Annotated in this window: 14 protein-coding genes and 1 tRNA gene; 9 read left to right on the forward strand and 6 right to left on the reverse strand. The window is 62.5% G+C overall.

Annotation, left to right across the window (positions count from 1 at the left end):
* Positions 1–86 precede the first annotated feature (86 nt).
* Positions 87–1,547, reverse strand: coding sequence for an outer membrane protein assembly factor BamB family protein (locus Pan216_RS11010; RefSeq protein ID WP_419193515.1), 1,461 nt, complete (start codon positions 1,545–1,547; stop codon positions 87–89).
* A gap of 78 nt (positions 1,548–1,625) precedes the next feature.
* On the reverse strand, positions 1,626–3,110 hold the full coding sequence (locus tag Pan216_RS11015) for a sulfatase family protein (RefSeq protein WP_145263856.1): 1,485 nt from the start codon (positions 3,108–3,110) through the stop codon (positions 1,626–1,628).
* A 354-nt stretch (positions 3,111–3,464) separates the two neighbouring features.
* On the opposite strand from Pan216_RS11015, the gene Pan216_RS11020 reads away from it, so the two are divergent.
* Both Pan216_RS11020 and Pan216_RS11025 read left to right on the forward strand, forming a co-directional pair.
* The gene (locus Pan216_RS11020; RefSeq protein WP_145258045.1) at positions 3,465–3,824 is read left to right on the forward strand and encodes a hypothetical protein; all 360 of its coding nucleotides are present in this window, start codon (positions 3,465–3,467) and stop codon (positions 3,822–3,824) included.
* Positions 3,825–4,282: 458 nt separating this feature from the next.
* Positions 4,283–4,355 (forward strand) — tRNA-Ala (locus Pan216_RS11025).
* Positions 4,356–4,522: 167 nt separating this feature from the next.
* On the opposite strand, the gene Pan216_RS28245 is transcribed toward Pan216_RS11025, so the two are convergent.
* The gene (locus tag Pan216_RS28245) at positions 4,523–4,801 is read right to left on the reverse strand and encodes a DUF4404 family protein (RefSeq protein ID WP_419193516.1); all 279 of its coding nucleotides are present in this window, start codon (positions 4,799–4,801) and stop codon (positions 4,523–4,525) included.
* 226 nt (positions 4,802–5,027) lie between these two features.
* Here Pan216_RS28245 and Pan216_RS11035 point away from each other — a divergent pair, with 226 nt between their 5' ends.
* From Pan216_RS11035 to Pan216_RS28250, 3 genes are all read left to right on the forward strand, one after another.
* Positions 5,028–5,504: a GNAT family N-acetyltransferase gene (locus tag Pan216_RS11035; protein ID WP_145258047.1), complete on the forward strand. Its 477-nt coding sequence runs from the start codon at positions 5,028–5,030 to the stop codon at positions 5,502–5,504.
* 56 nt (positions 5,505–5,560) lie between these two features.
* Positions 5,561–6,751, forward strand: a complete 1,191-nt coding sequence (locus Pan216_RS11040; protein ID WP_145258048.1) for a M20/M25/M40 family metallo-hydrolase — start codon at positions 5,561–5,563, stop codon at positions 6,749–6,751.
* Between the two features lie 164 nt (positions 6,752–6,915).
* Positions 6,916–7,074, forward strand: coding sequence for a hypothetical protein (locus Pan216_RS28250; protein WP_419193517.1), 159 nt, complete (start codon positions 6,916–6,918; stop codon positions 7,072–7,074).
* 169 nt (positions 7,075–7,243) lie between these two features.
* Here the strand turns inward: Pan216_RS28250 and Pan216_RS11045 are convergent, their stop codons facing one another.
* Complete coding sequence (locus Pan216_RS11045; RefSeq protein WP_145258049.1) at positions 7,244–8,986, reverse strand: LIC_10190 family membrane protein; 1,743 nt, start codon at positions 8,984–8,986, stop codon at positions 7,244–7,246.
* An 816-nt stretch (positions 8,987–9,802) separates the two neighbouring features.
* On the opposite strand from Pan216_RS11045, the gene Pan216_RS11050 reads away from it, so the two are divergent.
* The 3 genes from Pan216_RS11050 to Pan216_RS11060 all read left to right on the forward strand — a co-directional run bounded on the left by Pan216_RS11050 (position 9,803) and on the right by Pan216_RS11060 (position 16,444).
* Positions 9,803–13,102, forward strand: a complete 3,300-nt coding sequence (locus Pan216_RS11050) for a TolC family protein (RefSeq protein ID WP_145258050.1) — start codon at positions 9,803–9,805, stop codon at positions 13,100–13,102.
* Positions 13,099–14,889, forward strand: a complete 1,791-nt coding sequence (locus tag Pan216_RS11055) for a permuted SH3 domain-containing protein (RefSeq protein ID WP_145258051.1) — start codon at positions 13,099–13,101, stop codon at positions 14,887–14,889. Before Pan216_RS11050 ends, Pan216_RS11055 begins: the two co-directional genes overlap by 4 nt.
* A 214-nt stretch (positions 14,890–15,103) precedes the next feature.
* A complete protein-coding gene (locus Pan216_RS11060; protein ID WP_419193518.1) occupies positions 15,104–16,444 on the forward strand; it encodes an ABC transporter permease in 1,341 nt (446 codons plus the stop codon).
* Positions 16,445–16,800: 356 nt separating this feature from the next.
* Here the strand turns inward: Pan216_RS11060 and Pan216_RS11065 are convergent, their stop codons facing one another.
* Positions 16,801–17,313, reverse strand: coding sequence for an REP-associated tyrosine transposase (locus Pan216_RS11065; RefSeq protein WP_145258052.1), 513 nt, complete (start codon positions 17,311–17,313; stop codon positions 16,801–16,803).
* A 1,169-nt stretch (positions 17,314–18,482) separates the two neighbouring features.
* A complete protein-coding gene (locus Pan216_RS11070) occupies positions 18,483–18,896 on the reverse strand; it encodes a PIN domain-containing protein (RefSeq protein WP_419193519.1) in 414 nt (137 codons plus the stop codon).
* Between the two features lie 244 nt (positions 18,897–19,140).
* Between Pan216_RS11070 and Pan216_RS11075 the strand changes: the two genes are divergently transcribed.
* On the forward strand, positions 19,141–20,061 hold the full coding sequence (locus tag Pan216_RS11075; RefSeq protein ID WP_145258054.1) for a B12-binding domain-containing protein: 921 nt from the start codon (positions 19,141–19,143) through the stop codon (positions 20,059–20,061).
* The last annotated feature ends 69 nt before the right edge of the window (positions 20,062–20,130 follow it).

Below are 20,130 nucleotides of genomic sequence, written 5' to 3' on the forward strand. Positions count from 1 at the left end.
ACCCCCAGGCCCCTCTCCCGAGTGGGAGAGAGGCCTGGTAAGCGGGTGGGTCTTGAGCAACCACGAAGGTTGGCCAGACGGACCTCCTACTTGCCGCCTTCATTCCCGATGCAGTACAGGAAGTTGGCGCCGCGGAGATAGAGCTTGCCGCCGGCGAAGGCTGGTGTCGACCAGAACTGCTCGTCGATCGGATTGGTGTCGACAATCGTGAGATCGTCACCCGGCTCGATGACGTGGGTCGTCCCCGAATCGTCGAGGGCGAAGACTTTGCCGTCGTGGGTCCAGGGCGAAGACCAAAAGGCCGCCGCCTTGGGAACCCGTTTGCGGAACAGGACCTCTCCCGTCTTCTCGTCGATGCAACTGACCAGACCGCTGCGGCGTTCGAAGAGGTAGATACGGCCGTCGCAAATGACCGGCGAGGCCATCTGGATTCCCGAACGATCACACACCCATGCGATGTCCTTGCTATTGGTCGCGCCACCGGAAGGGGTGATGTCGCCCTTGGCGCCGGCATTGACGGCGAAGAGGAAGCCGCCCCCATCGTCGGATCCACCCCGGTTGCGATGCTCGGTGCCGACGTAGAGCCGATCGCCGTGAGCGAGGGGCGTCGCGGAGCTACGTCCTTTTTGCATGTCGAGCTGCCAGAGGAGTTTACCCGTGGCGGGATCGTAGGAGCGGCAGAACTGTCCGCCGGTCACCAGTTCGGTTCCCTTGCTGTTCTCCCAGATGATCGGGCTGCTGTACTGCGACGGCTCGTCACGCGAGACGCGCCAAATCTCTTCGCCGGTCTTCGCGTCGAGGGCGATGAGGAAGGATTGCTCCTCGTTGTCGATTTGAAGAAAGACGTTGCCGTCGTGGAGAACGGGCGAACTCGCCGTCCCCCAGCCCGCGCGCATTTGGTAGTTTCCGAGATCCTTTTTCCACAGCGGTTTGCCGTCGACGTCGTAGGCGTAGAGCCCCGTCATGCCGAAGTAGGCGATCACCCGCTCGCCGTCGGTGACGGGTGTCTCGGTCGCGTAGGTGTTGGTCTGGTGGCGTGGCAGCGGGGGTTTGCCTTCGCGGGCGACTTCCTTCCAAAGGAGTTTGCCGGTGTTGGCATCGAGGCAATAAATCTCCCAGCGATACTTGGTCTGGGTCAGGTCGGGACCGCCGTAGCCGCCTCCTCGACGCGAGCGGCCTCGTCCGCCTCTTCCTTTGGCACGTTCGCCCCCTTTTCCGTCCGGAGGACCTCGACGCCCTTTCGCGTCGCCTTCGGGACGGCGACCCTTGCCTTCGGCTCTCTCGCGTCGTTCGCGTGGTGCCGCTGCTTGCTCAGTCGGCTTGCTTTCGGGAATCGCCGCCGTGATGAAGACTTTGTCGCCCCAAATCACGGGGCAGGACCATCCTTCGCCCGGCACGTCGAACTTCCAGAGGACGTTCTTCTCGGCGTCCCAGTCGACGGGAACCTTCTCTCCGACGACGACGCCGTCACTGGACGGTCCGCGAAACTGGGGCCAATTCTCCGTCGGCGCGTTTCCGACAACCAGTAGCAGACTCAGCGCAGCCATGCCGCTTGATGTCCCAATCATTCCTTCCTCCGGGTTGGGGATGCGAACTCTTCCGACGAACTTCCTACTCGGCGCCGGTCACGTCCGGCTACGACCACGATCGATAAGCTCCTGAAGCCGGGCATCGAGCCGTTTGGCGATCTCGGGATGCTCGTCGATGACGTTGTGTTGCTCACTAGGGTCCCTTTCGAGGTTGAAGAGGAACGTCTCGGTGGTCGCCTTCTTTCCTTTGCCGACCCGGCCTCGAAGGAGCTTCCAGTCACCCTCGCGCAGGGCCATGCCGGTGCGACCATTGCCTTGCTGAATGAGGTGGTCGCGCCCTTCGGCTCCCTCTTTCCCGAGCATCGCTCCTATCACGTCGAAGCTGTCGGGAAAAGCGTCACTGGAAGGCTCGACGCCGACGAGCGACGCGAGGCTTGACGGAAGATCGATCGTGCAGACCACCTCGTCCGACGTGCCCGGCTTGATGGTTCCCGGCCAGCGAGTGATGAAGGGCGTTCGGGTACCCCCTTCGAAGATCGTGTATTTCCCGCCGCGGTAGGGGCCGGCGGGTTGGTGTGCGCCGAGCTTTTCGACCGCGCCGTCCTTGTAGCCATCATCGAGAACCGGCCCGTTGTCGCTACAGAAGACGACGAGGGTGTTTTCGGCGAGGCCCAAGCGGTCGAGCGTCGCGAGGAGTTCCCCGACGCACCAGTCGAGCTGGGCGATCGCGTCGCCCCGGTAGCCGAGGGAGGTCTTGCCCTGGAACCGTTCGTGAGGCATGCGTGGGACGTGCAAGTCGTGGGAGGCGAAGAAGAGGAAGAAGGGTTCGTCCTTGTGCTCCTCGATCCAGCGGACCGATTGCTTGACCCATTCGTCGGCAAGGTCCTCGTCGCGCCAGCGGGCCGCGTGCCCCCCCGTGAAATAGCCGATTCGGCCGATGCCGTTGTGGACGGTGTGATTGTGGCCGCGGCTCCAGTCCATTTTGAGCTGATCGCGGATTGTGACGCCGGTCGGGTGATCGGGACTCGGCTTCTTGTTGCCAACCCAGAGCGGGTCCTTGGGGTCCAGATTCACGACGCGGTGGTTTTCGACATAAACCGATGGGACGCGATCGTTCGTGGTCGGCAGCAAGTAGCAGTAGTCGAAACCGATCTCGTTCGGGCCGGGCTTGAGCTGGCCGTTCCAGTCGGGCTTGGGCGGTTTTCCCAGCCCGAGGTGCCACTTGCCGATAACGGCGGTCTTGTAGCCGGCTTGCTGGAACATCGAGGCGACCGTCGGCGTTCCCGGTTGGATCAGCGCCGCGGCGTTGGGAGGGGCGATTCCCGTTCCCGGTTGCCGAAAAGCGTACTTGCCCGTCAAGAACGAGAACCGGGTTGGCGTGCAAGTCGAGGCGGAGCAGTAGCCGTCGGTGAAGCGGATACCTTCCTTGGCGAGCCGATCGATGTTGGGCGTCTCGAGTTCCGTCGCCCCGTAGCAGGAGACATCGCCGTAGCCGAGATCGTCCGCCATGATGACGATGACGTTCGGCGGCCGCGACTGATCGGGTTGCTTCGGCGGTTCTCCGACGAGTGTCGAAGTCATACCGAGCAAACCGAAGAGCGAAAAGAGAGAGCGTTTCCAAATGGTCACGGGCCAGTCCTTGTTCCTGCATTCTCCGGCGAAGTCGCAGCCCGACATTGTACTGCCAACGCGTCTGGTTCATCCACAGTCGCCCGATTGAGGGGGGCGCGAGTTGCGCTTGCGAGAAGGGACGAGCATCTCGTCCTAGAATAGGGAGAGACTGGGGGCGTCAGCGCGCGGCGCCGCCAACCACGTCATCACGCATCGACAAGTCCGTTCGCAACGCGTCCGTTCGGGACGCGTCCGATTCCGGGGGGACCGCCGCCAACGCGACGCGGAGTCTGTAGAATAGACTCAGATTGGGAGGGAACTGCGATGTGTCCGCACCGTTTTCACCTCGTCCCGGCACTGGGGTCGGTGGCCTCGGTCGCGACCGGAGCGGGGATCTACGCCATCGCGATGGCTCCGGAGTCGACTTGGCATTGGCAAGTCCTGGGCGCGACGGTTGGCCTCGCCGCGGTGGGCGGTTTGTTGATCGCGGTCGGCATGATCGTCGGAGGCGTGACCGTATCCGCGGCGTTCCGGTACGTCAATGACCTGGGGGACAATGAGTTAGGTCGGCAAGCTGCCATGCGACGGCGGCCGCGCGAGCGAAGCCGCTTCATGAATTCCTCCAGCGTCGCGTCGCGGGCGAGTTTGCCGACGATGACGTCTCAAACCGCTCGTAGCCGCTAGGCTTCATCTCAACCGTTGATCGTCGGCCCGAGGCTCAGCGAGTTGGTGCGGGATGAGAAGGTCGAAGCAGGTGAATCCGCTGGATTCGTCGATACAGACCGACCAAGTCCAGCGCCGACGCAGCCAGCCGAAGCCAGGGCTGCCTCTTGAGATGCAGCCTACAGCCTAATACCACGGCCTTTCCATCGAGTAGACGAGCAGAAAGAGAACGACCAAGAGCACCACGAGAAAGGCGATCGACGTGTTCGAAGCGTCGATGACGTCTTCGATATTCATCTGTCCACTTCCCCACACGACGGATTCGGGGTATCCAAGTAAGAGAGAGCCACGATTGGCCCCGACGGCCAATCCCGGAAACGTCGCTTCCGTTCAACGGGGAGGACTCGGGCCAAAGTTGGTCCGCCGGGGCTTGAAACCATGTCGCAAGCGAGTATGATTTAACGCTTTGCGGCTCTAAAGGGGCGATAGCTCAGCTGGGAGAGCGCGGCGTTCGCAATGCCGAGGTCGGGGGTTCGAATCCCCTTCGCTCCACTTTTTCCCCTCTCTATCCAGATCGTCTTTTCTCTCTCGATCTGGACATCCATTTTTTGCTGCTCGTGCACCGCCAAGACATGACGCTCGGGCGCCACCGGCTGCTTGTCAGCCGGTGAGAACAAGTCGCCCAACTATCAACCCGAATTTGGACGGTTGACGGTGCGCTAGATGCCCATGTGGCGCAAGAGTTCCACGAGCCGGGTCATCGCGCCCGCCAAGGTGGGGTGGGACTCCTCGAAACGGCTCGCCGCGTCGGTCAGCGGTTCGATGAGCGTGTCGTGCTGCGGTTCGTCGGCTGATTTCTCGGCGTCGAGCGTCGAATGAATGTCGACAATCGCTCCCTCGAGCATCGCCTTGACGTCGGGGGCGTCCGCCGGGACATCCTGAAGCTGCTGGTGGAGCTGCGCCAACGTTGCTTTGAGTTCCTCGACCTTGTCCGCCATCGCCGCGTCCCTTTCTGGCTGGGGGCCCTCCGGGTCGATTCGACAACCTTGACCGACATCCCTCGCCCCATCTCCTTTCATACCACTGTGAGGCCCCCGTGGCGCGTGCTCGGCGCTCGGTTCTCGCTGACGCCGGCGGCCCGTCTCCGTAGGCTGCCCATATGCTGTCACCGAGGTTCCGCGAACGGGACCGACGTCACGAGAAACGCGAGCGAGCGAACAAGCGATGGTGAGTCTGAACATCGACCGAGCCGATTTGACCAAGCGGGCCGACCAGCAGGCGGTTCTCTCCTTGCTCGAGGGCTACGCTCGCGACCCGATGGGGCTCAATGGAAGATTCCCGTTGCCCGGCGGCGTTATCGAGGGGCTTCGAAACCATCCCACGACCCACGTTTTCGTCGCGCGCGAGCGGGCGACGCCGGCTGGCTTGGCGGTTTGTTTCCTGGGATTCTCGACCTTCGCGGCGAAGCCACTGCTCAACGTCCACGATTTCTTCGTCGCGCCGGCCGCGCGTGGGAAGGGGGTCGGCGCCGCGTTGCTCGGGCACGTCGAGGCCGCGGCGCGGGCGATGGGCTGTTGCCGCTTGACGCTCGAAGTCCGCGCCGACAATCACCCCGCGAAGCGCCTCTACCAGCGCGTCGGTTTCGATCCGACCTCGGGAGTCCCCGGGGGGATGGGTTTCTGGGTCAAGGGACTCGTGTAGACTGGGAGAAGCGACGTTCGATCTACAAAAAGGTTTCCCCCTTTCGAAAGGAACCGATGAGCGCGAATACTCTTCCCAAACGAGAACTGCTCAGCTTGGTGAAACAATTGATGGCGATTCCCGGCCCGTCGGGAAAAGAGGAAGAGATCCTCGCGTTCATCGTCGAGAAGCTGACCAGAGCCGGACTGGCGCCGTCGGCGATGACCTACGACGATGCCCACAAGAAGAGTCCCTACGGCGGGGAGGTCGGTAATCTCATCGTCAAACTGCCGGGAACCTTTCGCGCGCCGCGGCGGATGATGCTCGCCCACGTCGATACCGTCCCGCTCTGCGTCGGTTGCCAACCGATCGTCAGGGGCGACCGTATCGTCCCCAGGTCCTCGTCAACCGCGGTCGGGGCCGACAACCGCTCCGGCGTCGGGGTCGTGCTCTCGACGGCGCTGGCAATTCTCGAGCGAAACCTGCCGCATCCCCCGCTCACCTTCGCCTTCATGGTCCAGGAGGAGGTCGGGCTCGTTGGGGCCCGCCACCTGGCCGTGAACAAATTGGGCAAGCCGGAGATGGCCTTCAACTTCGATGGCGGGACCAATGAACGTCTGATCGTCGGCGCCACCGGGGCGACGCGCATGCAGATCGAGATCGACGGCATCGCCGCCCACGCCGGCGCTCACCCCGAGGACGGCGCCAGCGCGCTGGTGGTCGCGGCCGAGGCGCTCGCCAGCGTTCATCAAGAGGGGTGGCACGGGCTCGTTCAGAAGGGACGCAAGAAGGGGACCAGCAACGTCGGCATCCTGAACGGGGGCAGCGCGGTCAACGTCGTTCCCGATCACGCCTCGGTCCGCGCGGAAGCTCGCAGCCACGATGCCGCATTCCGCGAGCGGATCGTCAACGCCTACCGCAAGGCGTTCAACGCGGCCGCCAAGGGTGTCCGCAACGCCGCCAAAAAGCGGGCGTCGGTTCAGTTCTCGAGCCAGATGGACTACGAGGCATTTCGGCTCGACAAGTCGCAAGAGTGCCTCGCCATCGCCAAGCAGGTCCTGACGCTGGAGGGGCTCGATCCCGATCTTCACATTTCCGACGGCGGGCTCGACGCCAACTGGCTCAACGCTCACGGCATCCCCACCGTCACGCTCGGAGGCGGTCAGCACAACGCCCACACGGTGCGCGAGTTCCTCGACATTGACGAGTACCTCCGCGCCTGCACCATCGGACTGTCGCTCGCGGTACCACTCGACGAAGAGTTCTAGCGAAACGTGCGATCAGCGCGCGGGGAACTACACTTGGGTGGTGCCGTTGATGTCATGTCACGAGTGGGATGTCCCCGCGTCGGACGATCCGGGCTGACGTTCGTTCAGTCCCTTGCCGACGACATGTCTTGTTCGGGGACCGGCGGATTATGGAGACCGACCCTATGAAGCGTCAAGTCTATGTCATCGTCTCGACCGAGAACGGTGGAACCCACAATGTTCAAGGGATGCTCGAAGAGGGCTGGCGACCGGTGCGCGAGACTCCGATGGGAAGCGCCGGCGATTTCGCGTACGCCTTGGTTCTTCTCGAGAAGGACGTGTAAACCGTCGCGTCGTTTGGGACGCCGGGGTGTTCGGAAACAACAGATCCTCACACGCATGCCCACGAGGCGTGGGCATGTCACCCAACCCAGCGTGTTGCGGGCATGGCACCCAACCCAGCGTGTTGTGGGCATGGGATCTGAGAGTGTTTTCCGGACGGTTGGTGCGACCTCACCAGTGGGGGCGATGTCCGGGACCGGCCAGCCGGACCGGAGGGGGATCGAGAACGAAACCCGAACTCAAGTCGTCCGAACGCCGGAGCCGCAAGAGTGGATTGAAGAAAGGCGTGCAAGGGAGGGGCGCGTCCCAACAAAGCTTCCACTCTCGGGGCACCCACACCTGAAGTCCCGAGTCGGTCGTTAGCGGCGTCGCTCGTGCGACCGGCAGGGGATGAAAGCCAGCATCCTCTCCCGTCCCTTGGTAGGGATTCTTGATATTCGCCATCGCGAGCAACAGGACCGCGAGGGCCGTTGAGGATCGCCAACCCGGCCGCATGGCAATGTTCGCCCGGCTCAGCAGAAGCGAGAGCATCAGTCCCGCGGCAATCCACCAATGAAAGAACCCGAATCGCTGGTCGGGAGCCGTGCCGAACCAACAGACGATTCCCACCAGCGCCGGCATCAGAAGCAGCAGGCTTCGCCGGGCGTCGCTGCTCAGTCGTCTCCACGCGAGCGGCAGCAGTAGCCCCGCCACGAGGACAAGTCCCGCCGGCACCAGCAGGTCGCGCTCCGCGAGACTCCACCAGCGTCCCAACCAGTTCCAGCCCTCCCAGCTCGCGCGCCGCATTGGGTCGAACGCCCATTCATGGACGCGGGCGAAGGCTCGGATGTGTTCTCGTTCCGCATCGACCAGTTCGCTCGGCACGCGCCACGGCACCGGCGCGGCGAGTAGGGTGCTCGGGTAGAGCGGATAGCCTGTCAGGAGGACGCCTCGCCCCAGCCAGGGGGCAACCAGCAGCAACCCCGCACATGCCCAACCGATCAGGGCGTGACGGCGGTCGCAGGTACGACGGACGCCGACGACCAGTGTCACCAGCAGCAAAGAGGCGGCGACGACGTAGAAGAGCGCCGTCAGTTTCATCACCACCGCGAGCGCAAGCATCGTCGCGACGACGAGGAGTTCGTAGGAGCGGGTGGCGCTCGGCTCGTCGCGCATCTCCCAGTAGGCGAGCAACCGCCACGCGGCGATGTAGAGGGCGAGCGCGGGATGGGGATCGGTGTTGAAGGTCGAAATCCAGTGATTCGCCATTTGGATCGCCGAAACCAAGAGGATCCCGGCGAAGAGATCGCTCGTCCAACGCCGGTTCGAGCAACGCCAACGTTCCAGGCAGCAGATGCTCAGCACGACAAGATTCACGAGTAGCAAGGAATTGCCGATGTGATGCGATCGACCCCGCCCGATGCCGGTATCGAGTAGAGCGCTGAAGAGGAGGCCCGACTGGTTGGAGCCAAGGCGAACGTGCAAATTGCCGAGCCCCGGAACGATCGCGTAGTCGGTCGTCCAGCGAATGACGTTTAGATGATACATGCCGCTGTCGATTGAGTTACAGGGGCCGATCGCGAGGTTCGCCAACCAAATCGCGGCGAGGACGATGCTCGTCACGGCGAGGGGGCTCGAGTTCAAGCCGCCACGCAGGAGACCAAGGATCTCGGCGACGCGTCCGTGGAAGCCCAGCCATGCGAGAGGAACGAGCAGGAGGTAGATCGCCTCCGTGACTGGAAAAAGGAAGTGCCACCACTGTAGCCCCGCGATGGTGGCGGCCAGGCCCATCCAGAAGGCGACGAGCAACTGATCCATGTCGAGTCGGCGGATGCCAGCCAGACGCGCCACGGCCAGTCCGAGACCGATCAGCAGGGTCGAGAGGAGCGCCCAGGCCACGAGGACGGCGGCCATCGCGCTGATCATCGGGAACATTGGGGACTCCTTGTGCCCAGTGAACGCCGCGAACGTTCGGAGTGTTCATGAGACGACGTTCCCCTGCCACCAGTGCAGGCGAGACTTCGATGCGGGCCCGATTTCGGCCCAGATAGCCACTTTTCCCACCTGAGCGAAGCCCATTCTCCGCCTGCATCACTTGGAACGAGGGATATTCCAACCGTCGTCGTTACCCTAAGTTGAAACAACGCACCCGCTCCTCCACCCGACGACCGACGACCGACGACCGACGAAGCGGCGGCCAAGTAATGCCTGGCACGTAAGTGCCAGGAGGACACGAGCGACGAGATGAGCCCCGACGGGGCGACATCGCTCTCCGAAAGCTCCCCCTTGTCCAAGGGGCGCTCCAATTGCTCCTCCTTGTCCAAGGGGCGCTCCAATTGCTCCTCCTTGTCCAAGGGGCGCTCCAATTGCTCACCCTTGTCCAAGGGGGAGAAGGAGGGGGTCTTAGGCAGCGCCCCGGAGGATCTCGCGAAGCCACGAGAGTCTTACCCTCTTTATGCCGGCGCCCCTTGAACCAGGGGGGCAGAGGAGAGCCACCAAAGGGGCGACGTCGTCCTGGGGCAAATTGATGATCGCGTGCATTTGTCCGAGGGCGTCGGAGGCATCACAACCGGAACAGTCGTCACTCTTTTCGCAGTTGTCAGAAGCTTGGCGGGCGGTCGAGTCGAAGCCCTGATCCGTTTCGTACCGATCGGTCGACAATCACAGAAGACCCGAATCCGACGGTTCTTCTCGACGTAGGATGCGTCCCGATTGCGCCGGTGGGGTGGACGATGTCTTGGAAAGGATGCCATGCGCGTCTTGCGACTTGACAGCACGCAATCGCTCGGTGTCACGCTGGCCGTGACGCTGCTGCTCACGCTCGTGGGCGGTTGCGGAAGGAACTACTACCGGAAGAAGGCCGACCGCGAGGCGACGCGGCTGGTCCGGCAGAAGTCCTACAACCCCCGCTGGCAGTTCTGCGACTTCGACGTCTATCCCGATCAGCGCTCGCGGCTCTTCTCGCCCTACAACCCCAACGATCCGCCGATGCCTCCGGACGATCCGGCCTCGCATCAGTACATGCGCTGCGTTTACGGCATCAAGAACTTCAAGAAGTGGCGGCCCAACAGCCCGATTTCTTCCGTGGAGAACTCCGAATGGCTGCGGCTGTTGCCAACTTACGTACCGACCAACGAGGAAGGGCAAATTGTTCTCGATTTGCCGACCGCGGTGACACTGGCGCGGCTCAATCGACGTGAGTACCGCAGCGAGATCGAGACGATCTACCTCTCGGCCCTCGACGTCGCGTTCGAACGGTTCGCGTTCGATCTGAAGTTCGCCGGCGGCAACGATGTCATCGAGCAAGTGCAGGGGGATAAACCACGGGCGGTGATCGGAGCGACCGGTCCAGGGACCGGCAACTCGTTCAGCGTGCTTGACCTTCGCTCGAATTTCGAGGCGGAGCGGAACCTCGCTCGCGGTGGCTCGATCCTTGTCGGGGCGGCCAACTCGATCGTCTTCAACTTCGCCGGCCCCAACCATACGAACTTCGCGACCTCGATCCTCAGCTTCTCGGTGGTCCGTCGTTTTCTGCAGTTTGGCGGCAAAGCCTTCAATCTCGAACCGCTGACGCTGGTCGAACGGCGCCTCTTGTCGAACCTTCGGTCATGGGCCCGGTTCGTCAATTCGCTCTACTTGAACGTCGCCTACGGCATCGGGACGACCGATGGCATCCAGCGTTTGGGCGGCTTCCAGGGTGGTGCGGGGCTGACCGGTTTCTCGGGCGTCGGCCAGGGTGGTTTCGGCGGCGTCGGCCAGGACCTCGGCGTCAACACGTTTGGTGGGGGAAGTCTCGCCGGAGGTGGCGGCGGAACCGGCACCGGCCTCGCGGGTGGCGGTGAAGGGACCGTCGGCGGCTACTATGGGCTCATCCAGGTCATCTACGAAATTCAGCGGACCCAGGAGAGTCTCGACGCCCAGCTTCAAACGCTCGGGCTACTCGATGCCCTCTTCGAAGCGGGCCTGATCGACCCCGTCCAGGTAGACGAGTTTCGGCAGAGTATCGAGACCGAACGCTCGAACCTGCTCCGCCGGCAGGTCAATTTCCAGGATCAATTTGAGAACTTCCTGGTGTCGACGCTCAATCTGCCGCCGTCGCTGCCTTGTGTCGTCGACGATTCGCTGTTGGCCGATTTCGAGTTCGTCGACCCGAGACTGATGGACGCCAATCGGGAGTTGGAGGGTCTTCTGGAGCGGACGGGTCGACTTCCCGTGAAGGCGACGAAGGAACAGCTCGATCCGATGCGTGATGAATTGTCGGGAGTGGTCCATCGGGTCAATGACTTCTTCGTGGTGGTGGCGCGGGACTTGGCGGAGCTCGACGGAGCCGCCCCGGAGCGTCGCAAGCTCATCAAGACAGAGGCCGAACGCGAACAGTTTGATGTGGAAATCGCGCGGCTTCCCGACCGGATCGCCTCTCTTCGGGAGCGTTTTCGCACGAATCTCGCACGAATCGACGAGTTTGACGCGATGGAATCGGCCGGAGAGAGTGCCGAAGCGGCGAACTTCCTGGTCGAGACGATTCGTCGGGTGAAGTCGCAGGTGAGCGAGATCCAACTTCTCGACGCGCGGCTTCGGCTTGAGAAGATCTACATTGTGCCGGTCAAGCTCGACTTCTGCGAGGCTTTCTCGATCGCTCGGCAGTACCGTCTGGACTGGATGAACGCCCGGGCCTCGGTCGTCGATCAGTGGCGATTGGTCGACTTGAACGCCAACCGGCTCAAGGCGTTGTTGGATCTCGAGGTCAACGGCGAACTGGGGACCGTCGGGAATAATCCCGTCCGTTTCCGTAGTCCCAGCAGCAACTTGCAGGCACGGCTCACCTTCCGCGCTCCGCTGAACCGGTTCGCGGAGAAGAATACCTTCCGCCAGTCGCTGATCGATTACCAGCAGACGCGCCGCAGCTACATGGGATTCGTCGACCAGGTCTCGCTCGGATTGCGGCGGGAGTTGCGGCAGCTCGATCGTCTGGAAAAGAACCTCGAGATCCAACGGCGGGCGTTGATTCTGTCGATTCGCCGTGTCGATTTGACGTTGGATGAGCTGAATCAGCCCTTCAGTCCACCGTTGCCGGGTGAACCGCCGCAGCAGCTCAGCCCGACGTTGGCCCAGAACCTTCTGGCCGCGTTGGCGGACTTCCGCAATACCCAGAATAATTTTCTCAGCGTTTGGGTAAACTATGAGGCGATTCGACTCAACTTGCTGTTCGATCTGGGGTTGATGCGGGTCAACGACGACAATCTGTGGATTGAGGAACCGTTTGAGCAGTTGGTTGGGGAGGCGTTGGCGGGGTTGAAGTGTCCGGTCTCTTGTCCGCCTGGGGGCGAGCGGCCGATCAATGCTTTCTACGAACAGGTCGAAAAGTACGAGGACGCGGTCCGCGACGTGGGGCCGATCGACGAGACCTCGGCGGAGGGGTATCTCGAGGTTCCGCCCGAGATCGAGGATTTGGCCGCCTTTTTGGACGAGAATGAGGGCGAATCGGCACCGAAACGACACGATTTGGACGAAAACGAGACCAAAATCGTCAAGATCGGGTCCAAATCGGCGAGTTCCGAGCAAGCGGACGAGCCAACAACGGACATGATCGCGGAGCCTTCCGAGGCCGCTCCCAAGGAGTTGCCCTCGTGGTGGAATCGTCTCGTCGGCCGTCTTCGCGGAGAGAAGCCTGAGAACCAGATCCCGATCGCCGACCGCCAGGAGTTCCTCCAACGCCTCGGGGAGATCAAGTCGAGGCTCGACGAAGGCGAACGCTGGCACGACGTCGTGGTCGATCTCCGGATGAGTCCCGCGGAGGCGCTCGCGTATCAGCGGGCGATCAACTCGGTGATGCCCGAAGTGATTCGCCAGCAACCGGCCACGACGCGTCATGTGGAGATGATCGCGTCGACCGCTGAAGAGACAAAAACGGTTCCTCTCGGATCACAAACGCCCCCTCGAGAGGACGGAACTGGTACAATTTCGGAAACTCCACCGGCTAAGGCTTGGAAACCGGTCGAGATCCTGCCACCAAGCGCACCGCTTTCACTAGAGGAAGACGACACCCCATGAGCGTCGCTGAACCTGCCTCGACTCCGCGGACCAAGAGAAGCAAATCCGACGGCCCTCGCTACGCGTCGCGGTGGATCATTTCAATCCTCGCGCTGTGCCTGATCGGTGCGGTCGTCTGGACGTCGCCGACCTTCCTGCGGCCGATGCTGGAGACGGGCGATGGGCTCGCCGGCTCGATCCAGACCGCTCCCGTGCGCCGCGGGACCCTTCGGATCAACGTGACCGAGGACGGCAACGTCGAAAGCGCCAGCAACATCGAGCTTAAGTGCATGGTCCAGGGCGGGACGACCATCCTCAGCATCATTGAGGACGGAACCCGCGTGACCGAGGGGACCGAACTGGTTCGCTTCGAGGCCTCCAACATCGAACAGGCGATCACCGAACAGACGATCGCGTATGAACGGGCCCGATCCTCCTATATCCAAGCGCTCGAAACTTACGAGTCGGCGACGATCGCGGTCAAGGAGTACTTCGAGGGGACCTACGTGCAGGAACTCCAGGTCGCGGAGGGGAATCTCATCCTCGCCGAGGAGAACCTTAAGAGTTCCCAGAACATGCTCGACTACGCCGAGAAGATGTTCCGCAAGGGCTACATTACCCAATTGCAGCTCGAGGCCAATCGCTTCTCCGTGCAGCAGGCCGAACTCGATCTCGGCGCTCAGACGACCGCCCGGCGCGTCCTGGTCGAGTACACCAAACCGAAGACCGTCAAGGAACTCGAGAGCGCCCGCGACTCGGCCGAAGCTCAGATGCTCGCGGAGAAGGCCGCCGCCGATCTCGAGAAATCGAAACTCGAGCGGCTCAAGGAACAGCTTCTGTCGACGGTGATCGTCGCTCCCCGTGACGGCATGGTCGTCTACAACAACGAGCAGAGCCGCCGTCGTCGGTCGAACAACGACATCGACATCTACGAAGGCGCCACCGTCCGCGAGTTCCAGACTATTATCCGCCTCCCCGATCTCGACCAGATGCAGGTCCGCGTTTCGGTTCACGAAACGAAGGTGAGCAAGGTCAAAGCCGGGATGCCCGCCGTCATCCAGATGCTCGACCACGAGTACGACGGCCATGTCGTCTCCGTCGCCAACCAACCGGAACCCGGTTCGTGGTTCTCCAGTTCGGTCAAGGAGTACGCGACGGTCGTTTCGATCGACGACGAGTCGCTCTCGGACCTCAAGCCCGGCATGACGGCGGAAGTCACCATCACCATCGCCGAGCACGAGGGAGTCTTGATGGTGCCGCTGCTCGCGGTCGTCGAGATCGGCGAGGACCACTACTTCGCGTACGTCAGGACCGACAAGGGCTTCGAGAAACGCCCGGTCGTCATCGGTGCCAGCAATGACACCGCGATCGAGATCAGGGACGGCTTGGTCGAAGGGGAACGGGTCATCCTCAATCCGCGGGCGGTCATTCCGGAGGTCCGCACCGAGATGACCGACGCCCAGCAACGCGAGAGTGAGAAGGAATCGGAAGATGACCGGGAAGCTGACGCCAACAAGGGCGGGGAAGCCAAGCCGCCGCGTTCGCCCGGAATGCCGAGCGAGGGAGGGCGTCCGCCGGCCTCGAAGAAGAGCGGCGGGCCCCCGCGTCAGCCGCTGATGACCTACGACGCCGACAAGGACGGTAAGGTGACCAAGGCGGAAGTCCCCGATCGGATGAAGGGCTTCTTCGATCGGCTCGACGCGAACAAGGATGGCGGCATCGACGCCCAGGAAGCCGACGCCGCCGCGAAGCGGTTCCGCGCTCAAGCCGGCGCCGGCCCCACCTCGGCCCCCGCGGAATCGGGCTAGCTGACGGACCGACCGAGGGTCATCTGGGTGGCCCAGGTTGCTCGTCAACCTGGGTGGCACAGCCACAAGAGTCCCTCCAAGGGAACGGTGCCCGGCGTTTGAGTTCGACCAAGGACGTCGACCCGGCCGTGATGTCCAGACCACGCCCTCACCACGCGGAGGCCGACAACATGCCACGGGCAACTCGAGGGACTTTCACCGAGGATAGGCTGCGTTGAATCTTTCGCTGCGGGCGCTATGGCTGACGGTTCGCGTCGGGGTCAAGAGCCTCTTCCTACACAAGCTGCGCTCGGCGCTGACGGTACTCGGCATCCTCATCGGCGTTACCGCCGTCATCTGGCTCGTCGCGATGGGCGAGGGGATCAGCGAACGCGCCCAAGAGCAGATCAAGAGCCTCGGCGCCACCAGCATCATCGTCCGCAGCGTCAAGCCGACCGACGTCAGCTCCGGCGGCGGTCCCGGCAGCCTCATGGTCCGCTACGGCATCCTCCGCGACGACTTCACCCGCTTGACGACCGGGATTCCCGCCATCGTCGAGGCAGTGCCGATGCGCGAGATCACCAAGGCGGTCCGGCATGGGCAACGGCTACAGGACTGCCGACTGGTCGGGGCCAAGCCCGCTTTTCAGAGCATCAACCAGCTTCGCGTCGGCCGTGGCCGATTCCTCACCGAGCAGGACGTCCGCTCCCGGTCCAATGTCGCGGTGATCGCCGCGGGGGTCGCCGAGCAACTCTTCCCCTTCGAGAACCCGATCGGTGAGAGCATTCAGGTCGGCGACGATTTTTACACCATCGTCGGGCAAACCGAGTCGAGAACCCCGTCGGCGGGAATCGGCGGCAGCCTCTCGGCGCAAAACTTCAACGCCGATGTCTACATCCCGCTCTCGACGCTGCGGGTTCGCATCGGCGACCAGGTTCTCACCGCACGTTCGGGCAGCTTCGAGGGCGAGATCGTCGAACTGAGTCAGATCACCCTCAAGGTCGGCAGTCTCGACGAGGTCGACGGCACCGCCGAGATGGTCGAAGAACTCCTGCGCCGCTACCACGATACCCCCGACTACGCCGTCGTCGTCCCGAAGGAACTCCTGCGGCAGGCCGAGATCATGCGGATGCTCCTCTCGCTCTTGTCGGTGGTCATCGCCGGGATTTCGCTCTTGGTCGGCGGCATCGGCATCATGAACATCATGCTCGCGACAGTGACCGAGCGGACCCGCGAGATCGGCATTCGCCGCGCGTTGGGCGCCAAACGCAGTCACATCATGTGGCAATTCCTGACCGAGACGCTGGTGCTCACCGCGACCGGCGGGTTGCTTGGCGTCTTGCTCGGGCTCTCGTGCGGGACGGGTGTTTGGCTGCTTCAGAACTTCATGCAGGCCTTCTATCCCGACGTTTATCAGGTCCTTCCCGACGCAGTCCGCGATCTCGTGCCGCGGGTGGCGCCCTGGTCGGTGTTCGTTTCGCTCGGCATCGCGATGATGGTCGGTCTTTTCTTCGGGCTCTATCCCGCCCGCCGCGCCGCCCTCATGGACCCCATCGAAGCCCTTCGTCACGAATAGCATTGCTGGCGATTCGATGCATCTCCCTGCTTCGGGTGCCTTCGGGTGAGCGGGTAAGGGAGAGGCGGCCCTCTCCCTCCCCGTTGTCGCGATGGGGTTGCTTCCCCATATTTACCGTCATGCGGTTTTTCCGCACCGCGCAGGGTGGCCCAGATTGCTTGCCAATCTGGGTGGCGCCGCAGGGTGGCCCAGATTGCTTGCCAATCTGGGTGGCGCCGCCACAAGAGGCCCTGCTGTCTGCAGGGGTGGCCCAGATTGCTTGCCAATCTGGGTGGCGCCGCCACAAGAGTCCCTGCTGTCTGCAGGGGTGGCCCAGATTGCTTGCCAATCTGGGTGGCGCCGCCACAAGAGGCCCGTCATCCCGCAGACCCGATGGGCACACCGACCGTTTGGCCCAATTCGTAGTGACGCGCCGAACTCCAAGGCCAATCCACGGTATTCGCAACGAGACCAGCTCTCACCGGGTTCTCGTGCATGTACTTGAGCTTCCCGAGCAACTTGTCCTGGGTGTAAATTTCGAACGAATAATACCTTGCTTGCCAGATCGGTTCGTCATCTCGGATCCATGCCTCGTACTTGGAGTGGCTGCGTCGAAGGAAACGACGGATCTCGTAACTGGGACGCCGCTTCCAACCTTGCATGAAGTGACTGAGCTTGCCCACGGAAGAGAAGGAGACCACGAGGTGGACGTGATCGGGCATTACGACAAAGCCGACACACGTCGCCGACTCTCTCTCCATCTGAGCCACAAGTGATCCAAGAACGATTCGCTTGGGCCAATCGAGATCAAGGATGCGTCTCCTACGAAAGCACGAGAACGTGATGAAGTGAGCGAACAACTCATCGTCGTGGACAACTCGGTGACCCATTCATCGCTCCGAATCACAAGGCAGGGGTGGCCCAGGTTGCTTGCCAACCTGGGTGGCGAAGCCACAAGAGGCCCTGCTGTCGGCAGGGGTGGCCCAGATTGCTTGCCAACCTAGGTGGCGAAGCCACAAGAGGCCCTGCTGTCGGCAGGGGTGGCCCAGATTGCTTGCCAATCTGGGTGGCACCGCCACAAGAGGCCCTGCTGTCGGCAGGGTGGCCCAGATTGCTTGCCAATCTGGGTGGCACCGCCACAAGAGGCCCTGCTGTCGGCAGGGGTGGCCCAGATTGCTTGCCAATCTGGGTGGCGCCGCCACAAGAGGCCCTGCTGTCGGCTGTTGCGGTTGATCGACTCGCTCATCTTCTCGAACCGTCCAGAAGGGCTGTATCGAAACGCGATTCAATACGCCGGCTCAGGAGGAGACGACCATTCACCTATTCGAAACCAAGCCGCCCACTGCCTACCTGCACGTGTCGCCCGTATCTGCCTGTTGGCGGAGAACTGCTGCACGTGCGAAGACTCCGGTTGCTCGAGTTGCTTCGTCCGTCGGCAGACCAGTGAGATCGTCGGTGTTTGGTACTTCTCGATTCAAGTGTGTATCCTTCCCTCAATGATCGAGAAGCGGCTTGCTGGATCGATCTCGTTGAAACAACGTTCTTCCTCGCCGAGAACAGCTGATCCTCAGCACGTTCTGAATGTGTCGCTGCTGTCACGGGAGACCGGTCGATGGTCCAATCGAGGCTCTCTGGTAAAGGGGCTCTTGTGGCTTCGCCACCCAGGTTGACGAGCAACCTGGGCCACCCCGTCCAGTGGCAGACCAGTGACATCGTCGGTGTTTGGTACTTCTTGATTCAAGTGTGTATCCTTCCCTCAATGATCGAGAAGCGGCTTGTTGGATCGATCTCGTTGAAACAACGTTCTTCCTCGCCGAGAACAGCTGATCCTCAGCACGTTCTGAATGTGTCGCTGCTGTCACGGGAGACCGGTCGATGGTCCAATCGGGGCTCTCTGGTAAAGGGGCTCTTGTGGCTTCGCCACCCAGGTTGACGAGCAACCTGGGCCACCCGGACACTTGCGCTCCATGCATGTGTGGAAGCAGCAACCTGGGCCACCCGGCCGGTATTGACGACACGTTTGCCACGACGGCGGATCGCCAACAAACTCCCACTCCCCTCAGTCCTCTTCCTCCCATTCGTCGCGGAAGCGGCCGGGGCGGAGGACGCGGATCGACTCGAAGCCGTCGAGGTCGAGCAAGTGCTGGTCGTTGCTGATCAGGACGTCGACCGAGCCGGAAAGGGCGGCGGCGACGAACTTGTCGTCATCGGGATCGTCAGGCACCACGCGACGGGTCGGGACCGGTTCGACCAGCCGAGCCGAGTCGAGAAGCTCCGACAGCCGCGCGAGCTGCTCGGGACGCTTGAGCGCCGCGTGCCCGATCCGTTCGTACTCGCGCTGGACCGCGAGGGTCATCACCGCTTGAAAACGACCCTCGAGGCAACCGTCGACAATCCAGCGGCTCGCCGACGAGGAAGCGTACGCCGAAGCGATCAAGATGTTGGTGTCGAGCAAGAGGCGTGGTGGGGCCACCGGTCGAGTCCTCGGAAAGACGGCTCGCGGATTCGGAATACAACGCGTATCCAATAGCGGGCAGCCGTCATGGCCAGGTTCGTCAGCTTCCGCCAAGTGTCAGCCTCTCGGCCACTTACGGCGAGAAGCGACGTCGAATCATCCCTCGGCGCGTTGACAATGGCTCTAGCATAAATTGTTGGGATGCCCTAAGTTAGGCGTTTCGTGGATTCTTGAAGTGATCAGCCAACGTCGGCGGAAGAGGATGACCGAGCCGAACTACGTCAGCACCACACGCGTTTCCAAGGCGCTGGGAGTCAGCGTCAGTACGGTGAAACGCTGGGTCGATGATGGGATTTTGCCCGCCCACAAGACCGCGGGGGGGCACCGCAAGGTCTTGGTCGCCGATGTCTTGCGACTCGTGCGCGACGGCGAATTTCCTCATCTCGACCTTGGCTGTCTCGAGGTGCGGCCCGCTCGGTCCGACGCGTCGGACCTTGCCGATCGGCTCTACAACGCCCTACTGAAGGGGAATATCGAGCAAGTCAACGCGGTCATTCAGGGCTCCTATCAGCAAGGGATGCCGATCGCGAAGCTTGGCGACGAGATCGTCGCCCCGTCGATGCACCGGGTGGGAAGCGACTGGGAACGCGGCGCTCTGGATGTCTACGAGGAGCATCGTGCGACCCAACTGTGTGCGTCGAGTCTCTTCTCCCTCCGAAGCTCGCTCGAGGCGCACGCGGCCAAGGATCGACCGACGGCCCTTGGCGGGGCGATCGAGGGAGATCAATCGCTGCTGCCGAGCCTCCTGTGCGAGATGGTTCTGCTCGACGAAGGATGGAAAGCGATCAATCTCGGCCCGGAGACGCCGATCGAATCCTTCCTGCAGGCGACCTGCGAGCTAAAGCCGACACTCGTCTGGATGTCGGTCAGCTACCAAGTCATGCCGCGCGACTTTGAGGAACGCTACGCCGAGTTCTACGCCGAGGCGGAAAAGCAGGGCGTCGCGGTCGTGATCGGCGGACAACGCGCCGATGAGCAGTTGCTTCGTCGGTTGCCCCACACCTCTTCCGGATTGACGCTCACCCAACTGGTCAGTTTCGCCCGTTGGATCAATCCGCGCAAACGACGTCCCCGTCGGGGACGTCCTCCTCTGGACAGCAGTGGCTCCGCTTCCGAGCGTTAGAGTCTCCTTCCACCATTGATTCCGGGCTAGGCACCAACGTCTGCCGGATTCGAGAGTCTGCCGGGGAGC

It is taken from the genome of Kolteria novifilia (assembly GCA_007748055.1).
In the GTDB taxonomy this organism is placed as follows: domain Bacteria; phylum Planctomycetota; class Planctomycetia; order Kolteriales; family Kolteriaceae; genus Kolteria; species Kolteria novifilia.

Excerpts from the sequence above, each read along its gene's own strand:
- Pan216_RS11010 (WP_419193515.1), bottom strand. The coding sequence starts at position 1,547 with ATGGCTGCGCTGAGTCTGCTACTGGTTGTCGGAAACGCGCCGACGGAG.
- Pan216_RS11015 (WP_145263856.1), bottom strand. The coding sequence starts at position 3,110 with ATGACTTCGACACTCGTCGGAGAACCGCCGAAGCAACCCGATCAGTCG.
- Pan216_RS11020 (WP_145258045.1), top strand. The coding sequence starts at position 3,465 with ATGTGTCCGCACCGTTTTCACCTCGTCCCGGCACTGGGGTCGGTGGCC.
- Pan216_RS28245 (WP_419193516.1), bottom strand. The coding sequence starts at position 4,801 with ATGGCGGACAAGGTCGAGGAACTCAAAGCAACGTTGGCGCAGCTCCAC.
- Pan216_RS11035 (WP_145258047.1), top strand. The coding sequence starts at position 5,028 with ATGGTGAGTCTGAACATCGACCGAGCCGATTTGACCAAGCGGGCCGAC.
- Pan216_RS11040 (WP_145258048.1), top strand. The coding sequence starts at position 5,561 with ATGAGCGCGAATACTCTTCCCAAACGAGAACTGCTCAGCTTGGTGAAA.
- Pan216_RS28250 (WP_419193517.1), top strand. The coding sequence starts at position 6,916 with ATGAAGCGTCAAGTCTATGTCATCGTCTCGACCGAGAACGGTGGAACC.
- Pan216_RS11045 (WP_145258049.1), bottom strand. The coding sequence starts at position 8,986 with ATGTTCCCGATGATCAGCGCGATGGCCGCCGTCCTCGTGGCCTGGGCG.
- Pan216_RS11050 (WP_145258050.1), top strand. The coding sequence starts at position 9,803 with ATGCGCGTCTTGCGACTTGACAGCACGCAATCGCTCGGTGTCACGCTG.
- Pan216_RS11055 (WP_145258051.1), top strand. The coding sequence starts at position 13,099 with ATGAGCGTCGCTGAACCTGCCTCGACTCCGCGGACCAAGAGAAGCAAA.
- Pan216_RS11065 (WP_145258052.1), bottom strand. The coding sequence starts at position 17,313 with ATGGGTCACCGAGTTGTCCACGACGATGAGTTGTTCGCTCACTTCATC.
- Pan216_RS11075 (WP_145258054.1), top strand. The coding sequence starts at position 19,141 with ATGACCGAGCCGAACTACGTCAGCACCACACGCGTTTCCAAGGCGCTG.